The 19,948-nt window shown below is 69.3% G+C and carries 16 protein-coding genes and 2 pseudogenes; 9 read left to right on the top strand and 9 right to left on the bottom strand.

All coding sequences use genetic code 11. The annotated features are described in order from the left end of the window. The first annotated feature begins 102 nt into the window (after positions 1–102). Positions 103–2,232, top strand: a complete 2,130-nt coding sequence (locus tag ACFWWR_RS33770) for a DUF2637 domain-containing protein (RefSeq protein WP_383872212.1) — start codon at positions 103–105, stop codon at positions 2,230–2,232. A 406-nt stretch (positions 2,233–2,638) separates the two neighbouring features. Here the strand turns inward: ACFWWR_RS33770 and ACFWWR_RS33765 are convergent, their stop codons facing one another. From ACFWWR_RS33765 to ACFWWR_RS33735, 7 genes are all read right to left on the bottom strand, one after another. Next, entirely contained in the window at positions 2,639–3,763 is a 1,125-nt protein-coding gene (locus tag ACFWWR_RS33765; RefSeq protein WP_384307278.1) for a hypothetical protein, read from the bottom strand. A gap of 87 nt (positions 3,764–3,850) precedes the next feature. Next, positions 3,851–5,941 (bottom strand): methyltransferase, FxLD system, encoded by a 2,091-nt coding sequence (fxlM, locus tag ACFWWR_RS33760; protein WP_384307276.1) that lies wholly within the window; start codon positions 5,939–5,941, stop codon positions 3,851–3,853. A 25-nt stretch (positions 5,942–5,966) separates the two neighbouring features. Continuing rightward, positions 5,967–7,235, bottom strand: a complete 1,269-nt coding sequence (locus ACFWWR_RS33755) for a lanthionine synthetase C family protein (RefSeq protein ID WP_383872203.1) — start codon at positions 7,233–7,235, stop codon at positions 5,967–5,969. Beyond that, positions 7,232–10,168: a lantibiotic dehydratase gene (locus ACFWWR_RS33750; protein ID WP_383872271.1), complete on the bottom strand. Its 2,937-nt coding sequence runs from the start codon at positions 10,166–10,168 to the stop codon at positions 7,232–7,234. Before ACFWWR_RS33750 ends, ACFWWR_RS33755 begins: the two co-directional genes overlap by 4 nt. 236 nt (positions 10,169–10,404) lie before the next feature. Further along, complete coding sequence (locus tag ACFWWR_RS33745; protein WP_030661977.1) at positions 10,405–10,584, bottom strand: FxLD family lanthipeptide; 180 nt, start codon at positions 10,582–10,584, stop codon at positions 10,405–10,407. 94 nt (positions 10,585–10,678) lie between these two features. Continuing rightward, the gene (locus tag ACFWWR_RS33740) at positions 10,679–10,879 is read right to left on the bottom strand and encodes a hypothetical protein (RefSeq protein WP_383872199.1); all 201 of its coding nucleotides are present in this window, start codon (positions 10,877–10,879) and stop codon (positions 10,679–10,681) included. Positions 10,880–11,090: 211 nt separating this feature from the next. Then, positions 11,091–11,537: an ATP-binding protein gene (locus tag ACFWWR_RS33735; protein ID WP_383872196.1), complete on the bottom strand. Its 447-nt coding sequence runs from the start codon at positions 11,535–11,537 to the stop codon at positions 11,091–11,093. 240 nt (positions 11,538–11,777) lie between these two features. On the opposite strand from ACFWWR_RS33735, the gene ACFWWR_RS33730 reads away from it, so the two are divergent. Together ACFWWR_RS33730 and ACFWWR_RS33725 are read left to right on the top strand one after the other, a co-directional pair. After that, positions 11,778–13,064 carry an XRE family transcriptional regulator gene (locus ACFWWR_RS33730; protein WP_384307273.1) on the top strand — a complete coding sequence of 429 codons (1,287 nt, stop codon included), beginning with the start codon at positions 11,778–11,780 and terminating at the stop codon, positions 13,062–13,064. After that, complete coding sequence (locus ACFWWR_RS33725; RefSeq protein WP_384307270.1) at positions 13,061–13,600, top strand: GNAT family N-acetyltransferase; 540 nt, start codon at positions 13,061–13,063, stop codon at positions 13,598–13,600. Before ACFWWR_RS33730 ends, ACFWWR_RS33725 begins: the two co-directional genes overlap by 4 nt. Positions 13,601–14,159: 559 nt before the next feature. Here the strand turns inward: ACFWWR_RS33725 and ACFWWR_RS33720 are convergent. Then, on the bottom strand, positions 14,160–14,543 hold the full coding sequence (locus ACFWWR_RS33720; RefSeq protein ID WP_383872268.1) for a transposase: 384 nt from the start codon (positions 14,541–14,543) through the stop codon (positions 14,160–14,162). A gap of 102 nt (positions 14,544–14,645) precedes the next feature. On the opposite strand from ACFWWR_RS33720, the pseudogene ACFWWR_RS33715 reads away from it, so the two are divergent. From ACFWWR_RS33715 to ACFWWR_RS33690, 6 genes and pseudogenes are all read left to right on the top strand, one after another. Then, positions 14,646–14,828, top strand: a pseudogene (locus ACFWWR_RS33715) (DEAD/DEAH box helicase family protein); the annotation flags it as partial. 136 nt (positions 14,829–14,964) lie between these two features. After that, on the top strand, positions 14,965–15,429 hold the full coding sequence (locus ACFWWR_RS33710) for a hypothetical protein (RefSeq protein WP_383872277.1): 465 nt from the start codon (positions 14,965–14,967) through the stop codon (positions 15,427–15,429). 612 nt (positions 15,430–16,041) lie between these two features. After that, positions 16,042–16,560 (top strand): toxin-antitoxin system HicB family antitoxin, encoded by a 519-nt coding sequence (locus ACFWWR_RS33705; protein ID WP_383872188.1) that lies wholly within the window; start codon positions 16,042–16,044, stop codon positions 16,558–16,560. Between the two features lie 82 nt (positions 16,561–16,642). After that, positions 16,643–17,485 carry a DUF4097 domain-containing protein gene (locus tag ACFWWR_RS33700; protein ID WP_383872186.1) on the top strand — a complete coding sequence of 281 codons (843 nt, stop codon included), beginning with the start codon at positions 16,643–16,645 and terminating at the stop codon, positions 17,483–17,485. A gap of 62 nt (positions 17,486–17,547) precedes the next feature. Beyond that, the gene (locus tag ACFWWR_RS33695) at positions 17,548–18,558 is read left to right on the top strand and encodes an ATP-binding cassette domain-containing protein (RefSeq protein ID WP_383872183.1); all 1,011 of its coding nucleotides are present in this window, start codon (positions 17,548–17,550) and stop codon (positions 18,556–18,558) included. Beyond that, positions 18,555–19,346, top strand: a complete 792-nt coding sequence (locus tag ACFWWR_RS33690; RefSeq protein WP_383872181.1) for an ABC transporter permease — start codon at positions 18,555–18,557, stop codon at positions 19,344–19,346. Before ACFWWR_RS33695 ends, ACFWWR_RS33690 begins: the two co-directional genes overlap by 4 nt. On the opposite strand, the pseudogene ACFWWR_RS33685 reads toward ACFWWR_RS33690, so the two are convergent. Next, positions 19,327–19,824, bottom strand: a pseudogene (locus ACFWWR_RS33685) (hypothetical protein); the annotation flags it as partial. The gene ACFWWR_RS33690 and the pseudogene ACFWWR_RS33685 overlap by 20 nt on opposite strands. Positions 19,825–19,948: the final 124 nt, after the last annotated feature.

Below are 19,948 nucleotides of genomic sequence, written 5' to 3'. Positions count from 1 at the left end.
CCCACCAGAGGCCCACCCAGAAGCCCACCACCCGCACAGCACACCCCCAGCAAAACGACAGACACACCACCAACCACCCCACACCGGAAAGGGGGACGACGTGTGGCCGCGCCACTGCACCTGACACGGACACACCGCATCCTGATCGGCGTGGTCACCGCCGGTGCCATCACCATCGCCGCAATCGGCTTCGCCGGCTCGTATGCCGCCGTCCGCGAACTCGCCCTCGAGCAGGGCTTCGGAGACTTCAGCCACCTCTTCCCGATCGGCATCGACGCAGGCATCTGCGTCCTGCTCGCCCTCGACCTCCTGCTGACCTGGATCCGCATCCCCTTCCCCCTGCTGCGCCACACCGCGTGGCTGCTGACGGCGGCGACGATCGCCTTCAACGGCGCAGCCGCCTGGCCCGACCCGCTGGGCGTGGGCATGCACGCGGTCATCCCCATCCTGTTCGTGGTCTGCGTCGAAGCGGCCCGGCACGCGATCGGCCGCGCAGCCGACATCACCGCCGACAAGCACATGGAAGGCATCCGCCCCACCCGCTGGATCCTGTCCCCCCTGCCCACACTCCTGCTGTGGCGGCGCATGAAACTATGGGAACTGCGCTCCTACGAGCAGGTCATCACACTCGAGCAGGAACGCCTCATCTACCAAGCCCGCCTACGCTCCCGCTACGGCCGCGCCTGGCGCCGCAAAGCCCCCACCGAGTCCCTGACACCACTACGGCTGGCGAAGTACGGCATCCCGCTGGCCCGCACCGCCCCGGGGGGCCTGACAGCCGCGGGCATCCAGACACCAGCCCACCACGCCGGCCAGCCGGACCCCGCCCAGCCACAAGACCCCACACCCCACACCGCAACCGAGCACGCCGCACAACCCACGGAAACCCAGGACGCACCACAGCAGCCAAAAACAACCCCAACCACCAAGACCGAACCGCCCCACCACCCCCACACCGCAAAGCAGACAACTCAACAACCGCCCGAACAACCGTCAGGCCAGCCGTCCGAGCAGCGGTCTGAACAGCGGTCTGAACAGCGGTCTGCTGTGGCATTCCCGGACGTTCCCGCCCCATCGCCCGCCCAACCAAGCCCCGCACAGTGGGCATCGTGGCTCCACGACCAGTACGGCATCTGCACCAAGGCCGGCGAGCCGCTGACCGAACAACAGCTGCAGCCACTGCTACAGATCCTGCACCAGCGACACACTCGCCCCGCCGACGACACCGCAGCCCCCGCACCACCCCGGCCGGCCGGCCACTCCCGGTACGACGCCGACGCCGTCCGGCGCAAGCCGGGCCAGGGTCTCACGCACCGGCCCGGCGCGGTAGCCGGCGGCGCCGACCACCCCAGGGACGACCACTCCCGGGACGACCACCTCCACAACACCGGGCAAAACCACCAACGCGGCGCCCTTCCCCACGGCACAGCCCCGGCCGCCTCCAGGTATGAGCGGAACACCACCACCAGCAACGGCCACCACCCCCTCGCCCGCGAACACCCCACAGACCTCGTCACCCGCGAAGATCCGTCAGACGCCGCCGCAAGCCCTGACGAACACACCGTCAACCCGACCGAACCCATCGCCGAAACCGCCAACCCCCCGGCCCAGCAGGAATCCGACCACCCGCCCGCCCAGCCGGAACCCCCGCAGCCCTCGCCCGACGGGATACCCGCACACGCGGCAACAGAGCCGCCCAGCCCCCACCCCCGCACGCAGACACCCCTCCACGACCCTTCACCGCGCTCCACCCAGCACCGCCAACTCACCACCCCCGACCGCTACTACCTCGCCTGGCGCGAATACCAGAACGAACACGGCAGCGAACCCACCGCCGAACAACTCTCCGCCTACTGCGCCACCAAAGGACTCAAAGGCCGCCACAACAAACCCATCAGCCCCGCCAACCTCCGCCGCCACTACGTATCCTGGCGGGTCTACACCATCTGGGCCAAACAACGCCAAAACACGCCCAACCCCACCTACGCAGACATCACACAAGCATGCGCCACCCAAGGAATCACCGCGCAATACAACAAACCCATCACCCCCCACTACCTCACCCAACACACCCCCGACTTCCAACGCCGATGGCACACCCTCACCAGCCGAAACCACCCCGACAGCCATGACGGAGCCGGTGGCACTACACGGCGCGCGGCCCAACTCCCCATCACGGAAGACGCACCGATGACTGGTAAGAACACGGCCAGACAGGAGAGTGCCGAGTAGGCAGCGCGCTTACTCCGCCAGATGGCTTTGTTCACGAGCAGCGACAACATGCGTACTGCCATGGCGGCCAGCCCCTCTGCAGGCTGACGTTCAATGCCGCTCCCTACGGCTGACCTGGTGTTTTCAGGGTCGTTGTACGATGACATGATCCCGGACGGGGTTCCAGTCCTGTGGGCCATTTTCTCGTCTTCCGTGGGCGAATGCCGGTGCCTCGTCACACAGACCCACTCGCCCCTTGATGATCCCCGCAGTGGATCCGGCCGACTTCTCGGACGGTGACGGATGCGTGCGATCCCGATGGTCCAGTGCTGCTGCACTGCAGTGATCAGCTGACCGAGGTCGGCACCAATTCCCGGTCGCGCGACTGTCTGAGAGAAGAGGGTGCCTGGCTGATCACTCACGCAGATCACCGAGTTGTACGCCCGGATTTGGAGGGGCGCGCAAGACTGTCCCGGATCACAATGTCGCTGGTGCTGAGAGCCGACGACAGCTGTCCTTGCAGCTCGTCCGGGATGGTCCCTGCCCCGAGGGCGCAGGCATGTACGAGAGCGCGGCAGTCCTGGGTTTGCCAGTCCGTGGCGATCGCGGTGAACAAAGGGTGCGCCAGGTTCTCGCGGGCCGCGTAGCCGTCTTCAGCACCGGCCGTCCTGCGGTGGACGTCCTCGACGATGCGGTGGGCGGTAGGAGTCTCGGCGGAACCGATCGCGTCGAGGACGGTAAGGCCGAGCCGGATGTCGAAGACGGTCATCCCAGGTTCGGCCGGCCACTCCAAATAGGTGGTCACCAGCGCCGCCAGTTGGTCTTCGACCGGCAGCTCGGCGCCGCGGCGGCACAGGGCCGTCAAGCATGCCGTGATGGCCTGCTCCCACGGATCACCGGGCATCGTTTCGGCAAGGAGAACAGCTGCCCATGCCGTGTCACCCGCAACGAGGGCAGCGAGTATGGCAACTTGGCGTCCGTCGAGCATCCGTTTGCCTACGCCGCGGTGAGTCTCGAGGTGTCTCAGGGCCTCCGCCCAACGTCCCTTGGTGGTGAGGGTGCGGGTCCCATCGGCGAGGAGCACGCGCCACAGCCACGCGCGGACCTCGTGGCGGTCCTCGTCGGTCGCAGTGATGTTCGCCGGTACGGCGACGCCCCCGAACCGGGCCGCTGTGCCTGCCTCGACGGCCGTGTACAGGTCGAGTAGGTGTTGGCGTCCCTCGTCGGTGTGGCCGGCGCGGATCTGGAGGCGGGCGAGGTTGACGACCGGTTCCAGTCCCCGGATTGCGCTCATGCCGGGCAGGGGGCAAGCATCTAGGTAGGCGACGGCGTGCTGGTGACACATCTCGCGAGCGAGACCGGGAAGGCCGAGGTCTGAGGCCATGAGCGCGGCCTGGTTGTAGACGGCGGATGCGAGCCCTTGGTCGCCCTTCTTCACCGCTGTCTGGGCGAGGTCGACGAGGCGTCCCACGCGTTCGGGCAACGGCAGACAGGCGGGTCGGAATCGGGCGACGAGCGGGAAGCGCTGGGCTATGGGTCCGTGCGGGTCCATGGGTTCCCCGGGCGTGAGTGAGAAGTGCTGGGGCGGCGGTGCCCGCCAGCCGTACGCCGACGGGCACCGTCCCCTACGCAAGGGGCGTCACCGCCAGTCGACGACGATGCGGTTCAGCGGGGTGTCGAGAGCGAAGAGTCCGGGGCGCTGCTCGATGGCGGGGGCGTCGAGGGGCTGGATTTCGAACGTGGCCTCGCGACCGCGGTATTCGCGATCCCAAGTGCGGATGGCGTCGGCGACCTTCGTGGCGAGCTCGTCGCTGCCGGGGCCGTGGCCGATGACGCCGAACTCCCAGAGCTTGTCGCCCTCGGGGGTCTTCTTCTCCGACACGCGTCGCGCCAGGTAGGTGACGGCGCCCTTGTCGACGGCCGCGGTCGACGAGGGGTAGGGGTCCTCCGTGAGCAGAGTGCCCTTGACGTTCTGGGGGAACAGCATCCGGATGAGGCCGGAGGGACGGGAACAGGTGACGAAAAGTTCCATCCACTCCGGCGATTCCATGGCGCGGACCATCATGCCGGTCCACTCCTCGGCGCGCGGCTGGTCCAGGACTCCGGCGAGGGCATCGGCGTCGATGTTCTGCCCAGCGGGGGCCTGAAGCCGGACGGTGCCGTCTGTGCTGAGCGGGATGACGCGGCGGTCGTCGTCGGCGATGCCCCGCCGGAGCGGCATGAAGGTGTTCATCTCGCTGCCGAGAGACACCCATCGACCGTCGCGCTGCTCGTAGGCGATGGACCGGGAGACGGTGCCCTTCAGGCGCTGAGGGACGAGGAGCCGCCCGCCGGGGGCGAGCTGTTGCATCCAGGCGTGCGGTACGCCGTGAGCGCCCACAGTGGCGATGATCCGGTCGTACGGCGCTCCTTCGGCGTAGCCGAGGGCCCCGTCGCGGGTCACGGCCTCGACGTTGGTGAGACCGGCTGCGGCCAGGTGTGCGCGAGCGCCCTCCACAAGGTCGTCGTCGACATCTAGGGTGGTCACGTACCCGCTCGCCCCGACCAGGTGGGCGAGGAGAGCGGCGTTGTAGCCGGTGCCGGCGCCGAGTTCGAGGATGCGCTCGCCGGGCTGGGCGTCGAGCTGGTCCAGCATGAGGGCGACGACGCCCGGCTGGGAAGCGCACGAGATCGATGTGCCGTCGGTGTCGTACTTGATGTGCACTGGTGCGTTGGCGTAGGCGTCTTCGAGCGACGCATCCGGCACAAACACGTGACGGGGCACAGTCCGCAGCGCACTCTCGACTGCGGCCGTGCGGGCGTGCCCGTCCGCGCGAAGCTGGTCGACCAGGGCGTTGCGGAGACGCTCGGCGTCAGCCGTTGGGGTAGCGATCGTGTCCGTGTTCACCGCCCTGACGCTATCCGTCTCGGCCGTTGCCTCGTCGGTCGACGCGGTGTTGTCACTCGTTCCCATGATTACCTCTCGTGCGATATTGGACATGGCGCTTTGGTCGTCCCGGAGGAGACCGGCGCGGTTGGCGTGAAAGATCACGTGGTGGGCGATGACGGCTCGCAGACCGCGAGTGAGGGCGCCGCGGCCTGCGAGGTCGGCGAGGGCGGAGCCCGCCCACTCGAAAGCGGCGACCCACTCGTTGTGCTCGGCGAGCGGGCCGTTCGGGCGACACAGGCTATGGGCGTCGACCGTCATCAGCTTCCGCATCGCGGGCGCCAGTTCGGCGGCCCGCGCAGAGAGCAGAAGGCCGGTGGCCGGTCGGAGGGCGGCGACCTTTACCCACACATCGCCCTGCTCGAACCAGTCCAGGCCGGCCGCCCGCATCATCACGCTTGCCAGCAGCACGGCGGTTGCCCGGCGGCCCAGCTGCTCCGGGCCTGGCTGATAGGTGAGCAGGTGGCGGCTGTCCTTGTGGAACAGGTCGTGGGCGACGCCCATGGCCTGGGTCCCGCCGAAGGCGTGGGTCTCGGGTTCGTAGATGTAGGGCAGCCATGACACGGCCGTGCCGTCCTGCGCGAGGTCGCTCAGCAGCGCTTCGACGGCGGGTGAAGGCTCGTCCGCGCGGTACCGCAACGGCCAGGGCTGCTTGTTCATGAACCACCAGCCGGTGAGCTGCCCGTCCCTTTCGGCGGCGAGGAGGGCAGGGGCGATGCGTTCGACGATGGCGCGTTGGGCGCTCTCGCGGTCAGCGAAGGTGATGTTGTGTTGCTGCCAGCGCTCGGAGCGGTCCGGGGGCATGCGGGTGTCCTTCGGTCGATTCGGGTCAGGCGATGAGCAGGCAGGCGTCCCAGGTGGATCGGGGCGGTGCGGCGGTGCTGGGCGCGAGGAGGGCCAGGGCGATACCGGCTGCGCCGTCGAGGAGACCGGGTCCGCGCTCCTCGTCCTGCATGAGCGTCGTGGCGGCGTGTGCGGGGTCGGTGTCCGGCGGGTGGACTGCGGCTAGGAGTGCCGGGATCGTGGCGCGAAGCTGTCCGGCGGTCGAGGGGTGGGCGTCGTCGGCCACGCGGGCGGCGACGTGGGCAAGTCCGGCGAAGCCGTGGCACAGGGCGTTGTCCGTCGTGACCTTGAGCTGAGCGGGGTCGGTGAGGGCGGCCACGAGCGCGTTCTCGGCGTCCAGCCGGCGGCTGGCGTCGCCGCGGGCGAGCGCGGCGAGTTGCTGGGCGCGGGCGAGGCCAGCGGTGCCGTAGCACCATGACGGCCGCCGCGGCGTGGACGAGGTGAGGCTGCCGGTGCGCAGCTCGTCCCGGGTGACCCAGTACGGCCACGCCGGGCCTCGGCCGGTGTCCTCTCGGCATCGGTCCAGCCACACCAGGATCCGGCCCAGTGCGTCATCGTGGCCGTCGACGAAGGTGCCCTGCGTGGCGGCGAGCGCCAGCAGTGCGAGCACGCCGCCGATACCGTGCGCCATGCCGTTGTTGGCGTGTCCGCCTCGAAAACGGTCGTCCGGGCGGCCCGAGGGCCCCGTGTCCGTCCACCAGCCGGGCAAGTTCTCGCCGTCGTGTGTGATCGGTTCGGTGAGGCGTACGCCGTAGTCGAGTACGGCACGCAGGGCAGCGCTGCCAGGGTTGCGGCGCAGGAGGTAGGAGCCGTATCCACTCAGGCCGCGAATGGTATCGAACTCCGCGAGCGCTGGGAGGAGTCCGGCGTCGATGCGGTGGTGTGCGGCGTCGACGCGGCGGCTCACGTCGTCAGCTATTTGTCGGTCGAGAGAGTCGAGTGCGCGCTGGTAGGCGCCGGGCAGGTGATCGGCGGCGCAGGCCAGAGCGTGCGCGAAGGCGGGCGCCCCGTAGAATGGGTGGCTGTCGTGGCCGCTGGTGAGCGGTTCGCGGGATGCGGCGTCGAGCCAGTCATGGGCGCGCTGCCACGGCCCCAGATCGGCCGCAGCCCGCTCGATGTGCAGGAGCGCGATGCCGGGCAAGCCATAGGCAAGGTGCTGCCGATGAGAGGCCGCTGGCCCAAGGTGCGCCGTGTGGGGGTCGGCGAGCTGCTCGGCGACGGCGTTGGCCAGGTCCAGCACGGCCTGTGCGGTCATGGTGTCCTCCCAGTGGTACGGGCCGTCCGGGCCAGGGAGGCAGCGCGAGCGAGGTAGAGGCAGACCTCTTCTTCGGGGAAGTTCACCGCGATGTGCCGTACGAAATGGACGTGAAGCAGCGAGGTCAGGACGTCGTCGAGGGCGATGCCCTGCGTGTGGGGACCTGGCAGGTGCCGGCGGTACGCGGCGAGCGCCGCGTCGCGATCGGCCCACGCCGACACGATCGCCGCTCCTCCGGGGGCGTCGCGCAATGCCGCCCAGTCGTCGCCAGGGTCGGCGAGGCGTACGGCATCGGTGAACTGCGGGCGCGGTACGGGCACGGGCGCTGTGGGCGGGATGTGGTCGATCAGCCAGCGCATCCCGGCTTGGGAGCTGCCGAGGAACGCGGAGGCGATAGAGACAATGTGTGCGGCCACCAGCGTACGCTCGTGTGGGCGCCGCGGCTGCGAGAGCTGGGCCAGGATGGCGCGCGAGTCCGCCCGGAACACTTCCTCGGCCGCGTCCCAAGCAGGGCCAGATCCCCATCGGCCCATCTCCCGATAGGAGGTGGGGTACCGCAAGTCCGCCAGCAGACCGGCGCCGCGCAGCTCGTCGGCCCACGCGCTCACGATTCGAGCCGTCTCGGCGAATGCCTCCGGCGTGGGTAGCGCGATGCGCAGACGCAGGTGCTGCTCGGGGTCGCGGAAGCGGATGAACCACCACGGCGGGCCACCGAGCCGTTCGAGCAGATCGGGCAAGTGGCAGGAGAGCAGAGTGTCCTGGCGGCGAGCGTCTCCATACAAGGTGGCCAGCAACACCGACGAAGCGGCCGGGGTCTGCATCTGGGCTGGGGAGAGGGCGCGAGCCGGGGTGGGGACGGGAAGCGCGGGCCACGCCGGCGGCCGGATCGCCTTGAGCGGCACCACTACCTCGTGGACGCGACCGTCGCACCAACCGAACGCCCCCGATTCCGCCGCCTCGACGAGCACGGCCAGGCCCACTCGGTCGAGGTGCTGGCGCAGCAGCGTCCGGTGGCTGGCCTCGTCGAGGTCAAGGAAGAGACGCCGGTCGTCCTCCACGAGGTAGACCCGCCGAGGTAGCCGCCGTCGAGCCCGCCAGTCGGTGAGGGCGGAGTCCCATTCGGCCCAAGGGCGTGCGCGACCAGGCTGCTCGGTCGCCTCCAGCCGCCAGCGGGCGGGGGCAAGCACCGTGCGCCCGTACCGCAGACGCGGCAGGAACGGCATCGCCGCCGCAGCGCCCCAGTCGAAGACGGTGACCTGCGCACATTGAGCACGCGACAACTCGGTGAGGAATCGCACCAGCGGCGGAGTATGCGTGTGCAGGTTCAGCGCGTGCATCCCGACGGCCTCGATGCGCTGACCGCGATCGGGGGCGGCCAGGTACATGCGGCGGCCGTCGCACCCCACCGCCAGGTCCGCAGGTGTGAGGACATCGTCTGCGGGAGCCCGGTGTTCCTGGAGGCTGATCACGGTGGGCAGGACTCGCGGGGCGCGCGTGACGTGGGCGCTCTCAGCCAGGAGCGGTGGAAAAGACAGCTGCGCAGGCACGGTGTTCCTGTCAGCGGTCGAAAGGTCAGCCAGGTCGGCGGCCAGGACCTCACGGTCGGCGGGGGCCAGGACACTGAGGAACCGGCCTGTGGAGACGCCGGCGCCGCGAGACACGCTCACGACCTCCAGCCGGAACCGCCCGCGCTGCAGCTCGCCAACGCTTGCCGCATGGACGCGCACCCCCACCTCCAGGTGTGGCGGCACCCGGGGTTCGTCGGGCCCTACGTCCAGAGCGTCGATCAACTCGTCGGTGAGGAGCACCTCGTCGCGGCCGTCGAGCGCGGCGGTCTGCGCCAGCCGTACGAGGGCGTCATCCCGAGCGGAGACGCGAGGTCGACGGGCGCCGGGCGGAGTGCCCGGGTAGCCCTCGGGGTAGCCAGTGCCGCTGTCCGCGACGACTTCCCGGAGCGGCACCATCGTGCCGATGCCGTACCGCTCGTAGAACCGCTGGTGGTACGCGCCCCACGCCACGGTGCCGTACGGGCGGGCGCTGACTCGGGTCAGGATCAGGGCCGCGCGCTCGATCTCGCGGGCGACCGCGTCCGGCAGTACGAGCTGCGTGTCCAGGCGCAGGTCGAGCGCGACAGGATGACGGCGCAGGCCAGGCACGAAAACCCTCATCCGCGCTGCGACGCCATCCCGCCCGCCCCGCGAAGTGCACTCTTTGAGGCCGGTCAGGATCGCCCGTAGCTCGCTCAGCATCTCCGCGACCGGGGGGAGGCTGTCGGTGTCGATCGCGTCGAGTTGGTCGAGTAGATACCCCAGGGCGTCGGTCTCGGTGCTGGGTGTGTGCAAGCTCGTGATCAGGACACGCCGCTGGATCAGCTCTACCAGCAGCTGGCGGACCTTCTCCGGTCCGGCCTCGGGAAATTCCGCTTGGAGCTTGTCCGCGAGCGCACCGACCCGGACCGGCGCCCGTGTCGCGGCGCAGACCGCGCGTACGGGCTCGGTCAAAGCCAGGGACGTCTCAACCGCGCGAGTCCGATCGTTCTGGGCATCGGATTGAAACGGCACGATGAGCCGGTCGCCGCGGCTCGTCACGGTGTTGTTGACAACCACCGGCAGCCGTTCGAGGAGGTCGGGGCAAGACACCAGCCTCTCGACGACGGCGGCCAACCACTCTGCGCCCGCATGGCCGACGGCCACGTGCTCCACACCCCAGCGTGCGCCTGCCTGCGGACCGAACTCCGTGACGGTCACACCGGCGAAGAGCCCGAATGGCGTCGCCCGGTGCTGGGAGCGCAGCAGGTAGCGGGCCACGGACAGTGCCGCGCGCCGGACATCTCGCGTTGAGGGCTCATCGGCCGTGCACAGGGTCCGTACCTGCGCGGCCAGGACCGGGCTGGCGTGTTCCAGGGCTTCGGCGAGATCGGCGTTCGCCCAGATCTCGCGCAGCCAGGCGACACAGGTGGCGGACCCCTTGGGAGAGTGATCGGAGAGGTCCGGAAGCGGAGGACACGGCAGTGTCGGCCGGGCAACGGCTCGTACGAGAGCGGTCGTGCCGGTTCGGAACGCTGGGCGCGGAGCAGCCACCACTACCTCCGTAGGTGAGGGACGGGCGGCTGGTGCCGCCACGCCACAGGGCGCGGCAGCACCAACCCGGAGCGACGAGAAGCCTCAGGTCAGGCGACGTTGGTGGTGCAGGCGCCGCAGGTGGTTCCGCAGTTGTCGTCGGTCAGGTTGACCAGACCCGCAGGGTCGGCGACCTCGACGAGGGACACGTCCAGGTCGAAGCCGTCCGACGTCCTCGGGGTCTGCTGGCTCACATGAGTGCTGCTCGGTACTACGGTGCTGCGTGTCATGCCAACTCCTCTGAGTGGTTGGGATGTTGTTGTGCGGTGGTGCCCGCCTCCGGCCGTACGGCACAGTCCCGCACGGCCGGAAGCGGGAGTCTGGTCAGACGGCAGCCGGCCGCCGCTCCATGAAGTAGGCGAGCGCCTGAGCCTTGAGCCGGGCGAGGCACGGCTTGCAGGCGTGGACCGGGGCGTGCTGCCCGTCCCACTGCAGTGGGCCGAGCCAGATCACGGGCACTCCGGTGCGCTCGCACCCGAGCCAGCAGTCACCGGTGACCCAGTGCTCATGCACGCGGAGGGTCATGTCTCAGCTCCCGTCCACGGGCCAGGGGTGGGCGACCGGCAGGTGGGCCCACACACCCAAAGCCGGAACAGCAGGCCCCGATGACGTACATCGCCCAAGATCTCGCCGCTCGCTCCCAGGTACCGGGCGCAGCGTGCGCACTCCATGGCCATCTGCTGGCGGGGACGTAGGCGAGCGACGTCCGGCACGGGTGGGGTCGCCGCGGCCGGCTTCACTCGTCGCCCTTCATGAAGAGTTCGGCCCAGACCTCTTTGCACCGTGGGCGCTCGTCCGGGCCGTGCAGGTCATAGCCCCAGCGGTCGGCGATGCCGTCGATCAGGAGCAGGCCACGGCCTGACTCGTCGTCTTCCCCGACCTGCCCGAGCACCGGCTTGCGCGATGGCGCCCGGTCCACCACCCCAACGCGCACCCGTGTCGCGCTCGGCCGCCCAATAGTCAGGCGGATCGAGTCGCACGGGGTGTGCCTGACGGCGTTCGCGATCAGCTCCGAGATGATCAGCGCGGCGACGTCGGCAAGGTTGTCGAGGTGCCATACGCCGAGGACGTCACGGACGAGCCTGCGGCCGGTTTTGGCCGTGGACGGCTCGCACGGGAAGGTCTGGCTGTAGGCGGGGTGGCCGGTGGGGGCGGCCTGAACTGGCTTAATGAGACTCGTCATTGGGTTGAGCCTTCGCGTCGTCTCGGCGCCCGGCCCACCCCCGCGGGGGAACCTCAGGGGCGGGCCGGGCCGTCAACAGCCGCCCGCACGGTGGGCGTGGCGGGAGGCCGACACCAAGACAACTCCCTCCCTGCGCAAGGTGATTAGGGCGATCGACCGTCCGTCCATCCGAAGGACCTAGGGTGATTTGACCTTCTCTTTACCTGGCGGGTCAGGGGAGGTGAGGGCTACCGTGCGGACATGGACACCACGCGCAACACCGTTCTTGAGGCGTGGATGGCCGAACACGGCTACAGCTCCAACAGCCTTGCTGACGCTGTGAACAGGGCCTTAGAGGAACTGACCGGAAGACATGGCGGCCTCGACGGTTCATCGGTCCGGGACTGGAAATCAGGCCGGGTCACGTGGCCCAAATCGGCTACCCGCAAGGTACTTGAGGACGTCAGCGGCCTGCCCGCCATCGCTCTAGGGTTCGTGCCACGGGGCCGGACTCCGTCCACCCCAGCCCCATCGCAGCAGGAGGACCCCGACATGAAGCGCCGTACCCTCGTCGGCGGGATCGCGGCGGCAACCGCCGCGGCAGCCGCCGCTCCCGGCACCGCATCCCCGCGCCGCATCGGCATGAGCGACGTCGACCGTCTCCAGAAGCGCTTCGCCGAGATCATCGCCAGCGACCACCGCCATGGCGGCCAACTCGGCATCGAGCAGCGGGCCGCCGCGCTCGCCGACGAGGCCCTGAATCTCCAGAACGCCGGCAGCGCCAGCCAACGGGTACGCAGCAGCCTCTACGCCTCCGCAGCGGCATTCCGTTCCTCAGCGATGTGGGCTGCCATCGACGGCCGCCGCTACGACATCGCCAAGGCACACATGCGTGAGGCCCAGGCCCTCGCCGAGATGTCCGGCGATCAGGCGATCAAGTTCCGCATCTGGAGCCACGCAGGCACCATGTACCGGCACATGGGCCGTCCCGCAGACGCGTTCGCCGCCAACGACGTCGCCCGCAACCTGCACCTCACCCGCCGAGACCCTCTGTTCGCCTCCCTCGGCCTGGCCCGCCATGGCGCCATCCACGGCGCGGCCCAGGACCGCACCGGCACCCGCCGAGCGTTCGAGCAGGCGCAGGACGCCATGCTGCGCGCCGACCCCGCCGACTACCGGCCGGTGTGGATGCTCGCCTTCTACGACCAGGCCGAACTGGACGCCCTGGCCCTGTCAGCGCACTTGGCGCTCGGCGACTACTCGACCGCCGAGTACCACGCCCACCGTTGCCTGTCCGCCCTCCGGCCCCACATGATCCGCTCCCGGGCCATCACCACGACCCGGCTCGCGCACGCCCAGCTCGCCCAGGGTGCCCCCGAAGCTGCCACGGCCACCGCGATGAAGGTCCCCGCTGAGGCCGCTACCCAGCACGCCCGGGTCACGCGCATGCTGCAGGAGTTCGGGGCCGCGCTGCGCGCCACCGCGCCGGGCAACTCCAGCGTGCAGACCTGGACCGAGCACGCCGCCACCTGGAGGATGGCCGCATGACCACGGCTCCCGCCATCGAACTGCGCACCTTCACCACCCTCGACACCGCCCGCGGCGATCTCCTCGACGTTTACGCCGAAGTGCGCGCCCCGCTCCTCCACCTGCCGAACTACGCGGTCACCGCGTTCGGCGAACGCCTGGACCGGCACAGCACCGAGCCGGGATTCGCGGCGGTCCTCGCGTACGCGGGCAAGCATCCGGTCGGCTACGCCTACGGCAACACCATCGAGCACGGCGACCGGTACTGGCAACGCATCAGCCCGGCCCCGCCGGAGAAGTACACCCAGCGACCGGCCGTTGCCCTGAAGGAGATCGGCGTCCGGCCGGCCTGGCGGAAGACCGGCACCGCCCGGCGTATCCACGACGCCCTCCTCGCCACACGTGACGAACCCTTCGTCACCCTCATGGTCAACCCCGCCGCTGGGGATGGAAAGGTCCAGGCGCTCTACAAGTCGTGGGGGTACGAGGACATCGGGCAGAGCCAGCCATCAGTGGCCTCGCCCGTCCTCACCGTGATGATCCGCCCAGCCCGCTGAACAGCGACAGATGTCGCTTGACGCCGAGCGATGCATCCGCAGCCAACCCGCAATCCCCGAGCACCGATCGCGCAGGAGTGAAGATCGACAACGCGGGTGCGTGCGGGTGGTGCCCCTCTCAGCTGTCGAATGTGCGAGAGCGTGGCGGACCACCCACCACTGCACGCCGTCCGGCGCTAGGCATCGGGAGCGTGGAGGGCCAGACCATGGTCGGGCCCCCCACGCTCCGAGCTGTACATCCGAGGAATCAGGCGCCGCCCCATCCAGACAGCGGGACGATGTCCAACCCACGTCCGATGATTTGGGCGGTCCAGTCGACCAGGCGGCCAGCGAAGCCCCGGTCCGCCCAGATCTTTCGGACGCCCGCGTAGTCGATCGACGCCCCATGACCGGGCCTCGTCGATCATGTCCAGGGCCGGCTGCCACTTCTCGACATGACCGGCGTGGGCGGGGATCTGGCAGCGGCCACGGCGGGCGATCTTGTCCGCATCGGCCTCCCGCGTGGGGATCCCAGGATGCCGGCAGGAACGGCCGCCACTTGACGGCCGCGGAGGCACGGTCACTGGCCAGGTGCAGGAAGACGCCTCATGTGGTGACCTTGCCCGCGGTGCCGGTGTACTGCCGCGACGCAGAAGCCGAACCATCCCCGTCCTACAAAAAGCCGGTGCCATCCACGATCAACGCTTCCACGCCCCACGCCGTCCTGCATCCTCCAGGCCAGCCGGGCCCCGCACATCCGCAGGCTGGAGGTGACGAAGTAGGCCAGCGCCTGCCGGTTGCCGTCCTCACCCAACCGAGCCGGCATCGGTTGCACCGACTTGCGCCGCCCGTCCAGCAGCAGCCCGCGCCAATACGCCTGCCCCCACCGCCGCTGATCCGCACGGAAGAACCCATCGAACAAGTCCGCCGCGAACGCCTGCAGATCCTCTCGGCCCGAGGCCATCTCCTCAGGTGTCACACCAGGTCCAACGACACTTCATGGAGCAGTAGACACGCATGCACATGGGAAGATGGCCAAGCCCTACTTAGGAGAAGGCAGATCGAAATGGCAGCGAAGGAGCTCCGTCCTCACCAGCGAGAAGCCGTGGACGCAGTACTCCGTGCGCTCGAATTGCCTGCAAGATCGACTGTGCCCGAGCGTGGACTTCGTACTCAGGTGATCATGGCGACCGGAACCGGGAAGACCCTCGTGGCCACCCGGAGCGCGGAGGAGCTCCGCGCGGGCCGTGTGCTCGTGCTCGTGCCCTCGCTGGATCTGCTCGCCCAGACCGAGACCGCGTGGCGCGAGGGCGGTCGTAGCGGCCCGATGATCGGGGTGTCGTCCCTGCGAGGGGGAGGATGCGGGCTTCCCGAACACCACGGACGTGGACGAGCTGGTCGCCTGGGTGCGGCCGTTCGACAAGGTGACCGTGTTCGCCACGTACGCCTCGCTCGGTCTGGGCACACTGGAGCGGGCCCATCAGGGGGGCCTTCCGGGGTGGAGCTTGATCGTCGTGGACGAGGCGCACAGGGTTTCGGGCAGGATCGGGAAGCCGTGGGCCGTCGTCCACGACAACACCCGCATCCCCGCACTGCGCCGCCTGTACATGACCGCCACGCCGCGGCTGTGGCAGCTCGACGAGGACTCCGAGCAGGGCGCGCCGGGTGAACTGGTGGCCTCGATGGAAGACGACCCCAACTCGCCGTTCGGCAGCAGGGCGTTCACTTTGACGCTCTCGGAGGCCATCGACAGGGGAATCTGTGCCCCCTACCAGGTGGTGTGCGTGGACATCACCGACACCCAACTCCAGGCAGCACAGCTCCTAGCCTCACCGTTTCGCTTGGGGTGAGGACGGAAGTGGGATGGAAACGCGAAAGTGCCTTCTGAGCTGGGACGATGAACCTTGTCGAGGGGTTCTGTCGGTCCAAGCGGAAGGCACTTTCTGCATGCAGGCTATCGGTTCTCGTCCCAAGCCCCATGTCTCTGCTGACGGTTCAGGGGTGGTCGGGCACCCGGGGCACGTTTGCTGGTGGATCTCGGCGAGAGGCCGCACCATGAGGTGGCCTGGAGTTCCCAAGCGATGGCCTGGATAGGTCAATTGCGGTGGCTATTCTCCCCTTATTGTCCGGCAGGGGCATGCCCGGGCGAGAACCCGAGGCTGGAGGACCAGGAGCAAGCCGGTCGGGGACTCGACGAGGAAGCGGTGGGGACATACTGATCGAGACGGTGCCCGGAATCGGCATCTGCTGTTGCCAACTCACTCCATGGTGCCGAGTGGCGTCACTCAGCGCCATCCGGCGCTATCCCGCCCTCCAAAGTGGCCCATGAGCACGCATGGCGCCACAATGACTCAGGTCATCCCTTCCTGTTTTCGCAGTTCAGACAGCCACTCTCGACCTCACCCCACATAAGATGCCACCCAGACTTGCGTATGGCGCCATCATGGTGCCATTATGGCGTTATGGATCTCACCCCGTATGTCGACACCCTCCGCCGCGAACTCGCGGTGGCCGCCGAAGCCGGTGGCGACGAAGCCCGCGAGCTGGCCGAGAGGCTCACCGCTCCCCTGGAGTCGGCGACCCGGCTGACCATGCTCAACGTGCTCTCCGCCGCGATGGACGAGATCACCCGCGAGCTCGCCCCCGGCTCGGTCGACGTACGGCTGCGCGGGCTCGACCCCGACTTCGTGGTGACACCGCCGCCCACCTACGGCGGCGCCCCCGCGGAACCGGCCGCGCCCGTCGAACCGCTCAACACCCCGGCCCCGGCCGACGGCGACGAGGGCGGCACCGCCCGCGTCAATCTGCGGCTGCCGGCCCACCTCAAGGCGCGCGCCGAGGAAGCCGCGGCCCGCGAGGGCCTGTCGGTCAACGCGTGGCTGGTCCGCACCGTGTCAGCCGCGGTCGACGGCGCCACCCGGCCGCGTGCGACGGAGAAGGCCCAGACCGTCGGACGGAGCATCACGGGCTGGGTGCGCTAGCCGCGTCCCCGCCCACATCACTTCACCCACACCACGTCCCACCAGCGGGGACGACCTGAAGACTCAAGAGGACGGGACAGCCATGCCTTCTTTCGACACTCCCGAACCGATTTCGGTCACCGCCTACGTGTACGCCGGTTCCATCCAGTTCACCGCGGGCGACCGCCTCGACACCGTCGTCGAGGTGCGTCCTCGCGACCCGAAGAAGGACCTGGACGTACGGACGGCCGACCAGACCGAGGTCGCCTACGCGAGCGGCGTCCTGACCGTCACCACGCCCAAGGCCAATCTGCTCGGGCGCGGCGGCACCGTCGACGTGACGGTGGAACTGCCCACGGGCTCGAACATCGACGTGACCGGTGCCGCGGCCAGGGTGCTCGGCGAGGGCCGGCTCGGCGAGGTCCGCGTGAAGAGCTCGGCCGGCGACGTCCGCCTCGAAGCCACCGGCCCGCTGCAACTGAAGGTGTCGCACGGTTCGACCATCGTCGACCGGGTCGAGGGCCTGGCCGAGATCACCAGCAGCACTGGCGACGTGCGCGTCGGCCTCGTCGACGGCCCCGCCGTCCTGAAGAACTCGCATGGTGCCACGACCGTCGGCGCCGTCACCGGCGAGCTGCGGGTGAACGGCGCCAACGGCGCCATCGACATTGCACGCGCCGAGGCGTCGGTCACCGGCACCACCACCAACGGCCTCCTTCGCGTCGCCGAAGTCGCTCGCGGCACCGTCCAGTTGGAGACCTCCAACGGCTCCATCGAGGTCGGCATCCGCGAAGGTACCGCCGCCTGGCTCGACGTCAGCTCCAACCGCGGGCAGGTACGCAACGCGCTCGCCACGTCCGAGGCCCCGGAGCAGACCGAGGACACCGTCAAGGTCCGCGCACGGACCAACTGGGGCAACATCGACGTCCTCCGTGCCAAAGTCTGAGCACCGGCCCCGCAACTCGCCCCCTCACCCCAGTCACTTCACCCTTCGAATGGGAGGGCTCCATGCCTTCATTTGTCATGCCCACGACCAAGCAGGGGGATGGTCAGCTGTCCCCGGCCGCCGTCTCCGCCGTCGGTCTGCGCAAGTCGTACGGCGACAAGACCGTCCTCGACGGCATCGATCTGCGCATCCCGGCCGGGTCCGTGTTCGCGCTGCTTGGGCCGAACGGCGCCGGCAAGACCACGGCCGTGAAGATCCTCTCCACCCTCATCACCGCCGACGCCGGCGAGCTGCACGTCGGCGGCCACGACCTGGCCACCGACCCGCAGGCGGTTCGGGCCGCGATCGGCGTCACCGGGCAGTTCTCCGCCGTCGACGGCCTGATCACCGGCGAGGAGAACATGCTCCTCATGGCGGACCTGCACCACCTGCCCAAGCCCGAGGGGCGCCGCACCGCCGCCGAACTCCTGGAGCGCTTCGACCTGGTGGAGGCCGCTAAGAAGCCCGCCTCCACCTACTCCGGCGGCATGAAGCGCCGCCTCGACCTCGCCATGACCCTGGTCGGCGATCCGCGGATCATCTTCCTCGACGAGCCGACCACCGGACTCGACCCCCGCTCCCGCCACAACATGTGGCAGATCATCCGTGAGCTCGTCTCCGACGGCGTCACCGTCTTCCTCACCACCCAGTACTTAGAGGAGGCCGACGAGCTCGCCGACTGCATAGCGGTGCTGAACGACGGCAAGATCGCCGCCGAGGGGAGTGCCGAGGAGCTGAAGCGGCTCATCCCGGGCGGGCACGTGCGGCTGCGCTTCTCCGACCCGTCCGCGTACCAGTCGGCCGCCTCCGCTCTGCGCGAGGTGACTCGGGACGACGAGGTGCTGGCGCTGCAGATCCCCAGCGGCGGCAGCCAGCGCGAGCTGTGCTCCCTCCTCGACTGGCTGGACTCGGCCGGCATCGAGGCGGACGAGCTGACCGTGCACACCCCCGACCTCGACGACGTGTTCTTCGCCCTGACCGACGGCACCAACGTCCCCAACCAGCCCAACCAGCCCAAGGAGAACGTCCGATGAGCGCCCTCTCCCTTGCCGTCCGCGACTCGAACACGATGCTGCGCCGCAACCTCCTGCACGCGCGGCGCTACCCGTCCCTCACCCTGAACCTGCTGCTCACGCCAGTCGTCCTGCTGCTGCTCTTCGTCTACATCTTCGGCGACGTGATGAGCGCCGGCATCGGTGGCGGCGGCGCCGACCGCTCCGAGTACATCGCCTACCTCGTCCCGGGCATCCTGATGATGACCATCGGCGGCACCGTGGTCGGGACCGCAGTGTCCGTTTCCATGGACATGAGCGAGGGCATCATCGCCCGCTTCCGCACCCTGGCGATCCACCGCGGCTCGGTGCTCATCGGGCACGTCATCGGCAGCGTGCTGCAGTCGGTCATGAGCGTGGTCCTCGTGGGCGCCGTCGCGGTGGCCATCGGCTTCCGGTCCACCAACGCCACGGCCTTGGAGTGGCTGGCGGCGTTCGGGGTGCTCGTGCTGGTCGCCCTGGCGCTCACCTGGATCGCCATCGGAATGGGCCTGGTCAGCCCGAACGCCGAGGCGGCCAGCAACAACGCCCTGCCGCTGATCTTCCTGCCGTTCATCTCGAGCGCCTTCGTCCCGATCGACGCGATGCCGGGCTGGTTCCAGCCGATCGCCGAGTACCAGCCGTTCACGCCGGCCATCGAGACCTTGCGCGGCCTGCTGCTCGGCACCGAGATCGGCCACAACGGGTGGCTCGCCACTGTCTGGTGCCTCGGTCTCGCGGTAATCGGCTACTACTGGTCGAAGGCGGTCTTCAACCGCGACCCGAAGTAGCCGAGACAACCGCGCGGGCTGCCTCCCGCAACTCGTCCCGCCCGAGGGCGGCGTACTCCGACACCGCGTCGGCGTACGCCGCCCCGTCCGCGTCCTCGGGCGCCCGCCGGGCCCGGGACGCCGACATCGTCGGCTGGAAATCGCACCCCCACCCGCAGCCGTTCGGCCGGCGCGATCATCCGTACGGCGGCGGCGTCGCCGTACTCCGGCACACCAGCCTCCCAGGCGAGAAGCTGACCGCTCAGCTGGTCCTCCATCCCCTCCCGGTATGCCTGGCGGATGGTGCCCTGCTTGCCGTGGCAGAGGTTGTGGAGTGTCGTCCACGGGATCGACGACGGCAGCAGGTGCGGGTCTTGGCGGTGCGCCCGTACTCGTCGAACGCCTGCCCCAACGGCGTCAGGTGCCCCTCGCGGCTGAACATCCGCATCAGGTCGTAGGCGCGGTGGTTGGTGATCAGGGAGCCGGCCACCCGCAGCATGCTGGAGTGCCGATCGGCCTTCGCTGACGGGGTGGAGCGCTCTCCCACCGACCACACGTGAAATGGGGGCCATACCCGCTTCCACTCGGACACGATGCCCCTGAGGGACTCCCACCCCGTACTG

Source organism: Streptomyces sp. NPDC058678 (assembly GCF_042714835.1).
GTDB lineage: Bacteria > Actinomycetota > Actinomycetes > Streptomycetales > Streptomycetaceae > Streptomyces.
The sequence above is the reverse complement of the archived record's forward strand: the minus strand, read 5'-3'. Positions and strand labels throughout refer to the sequence as shown.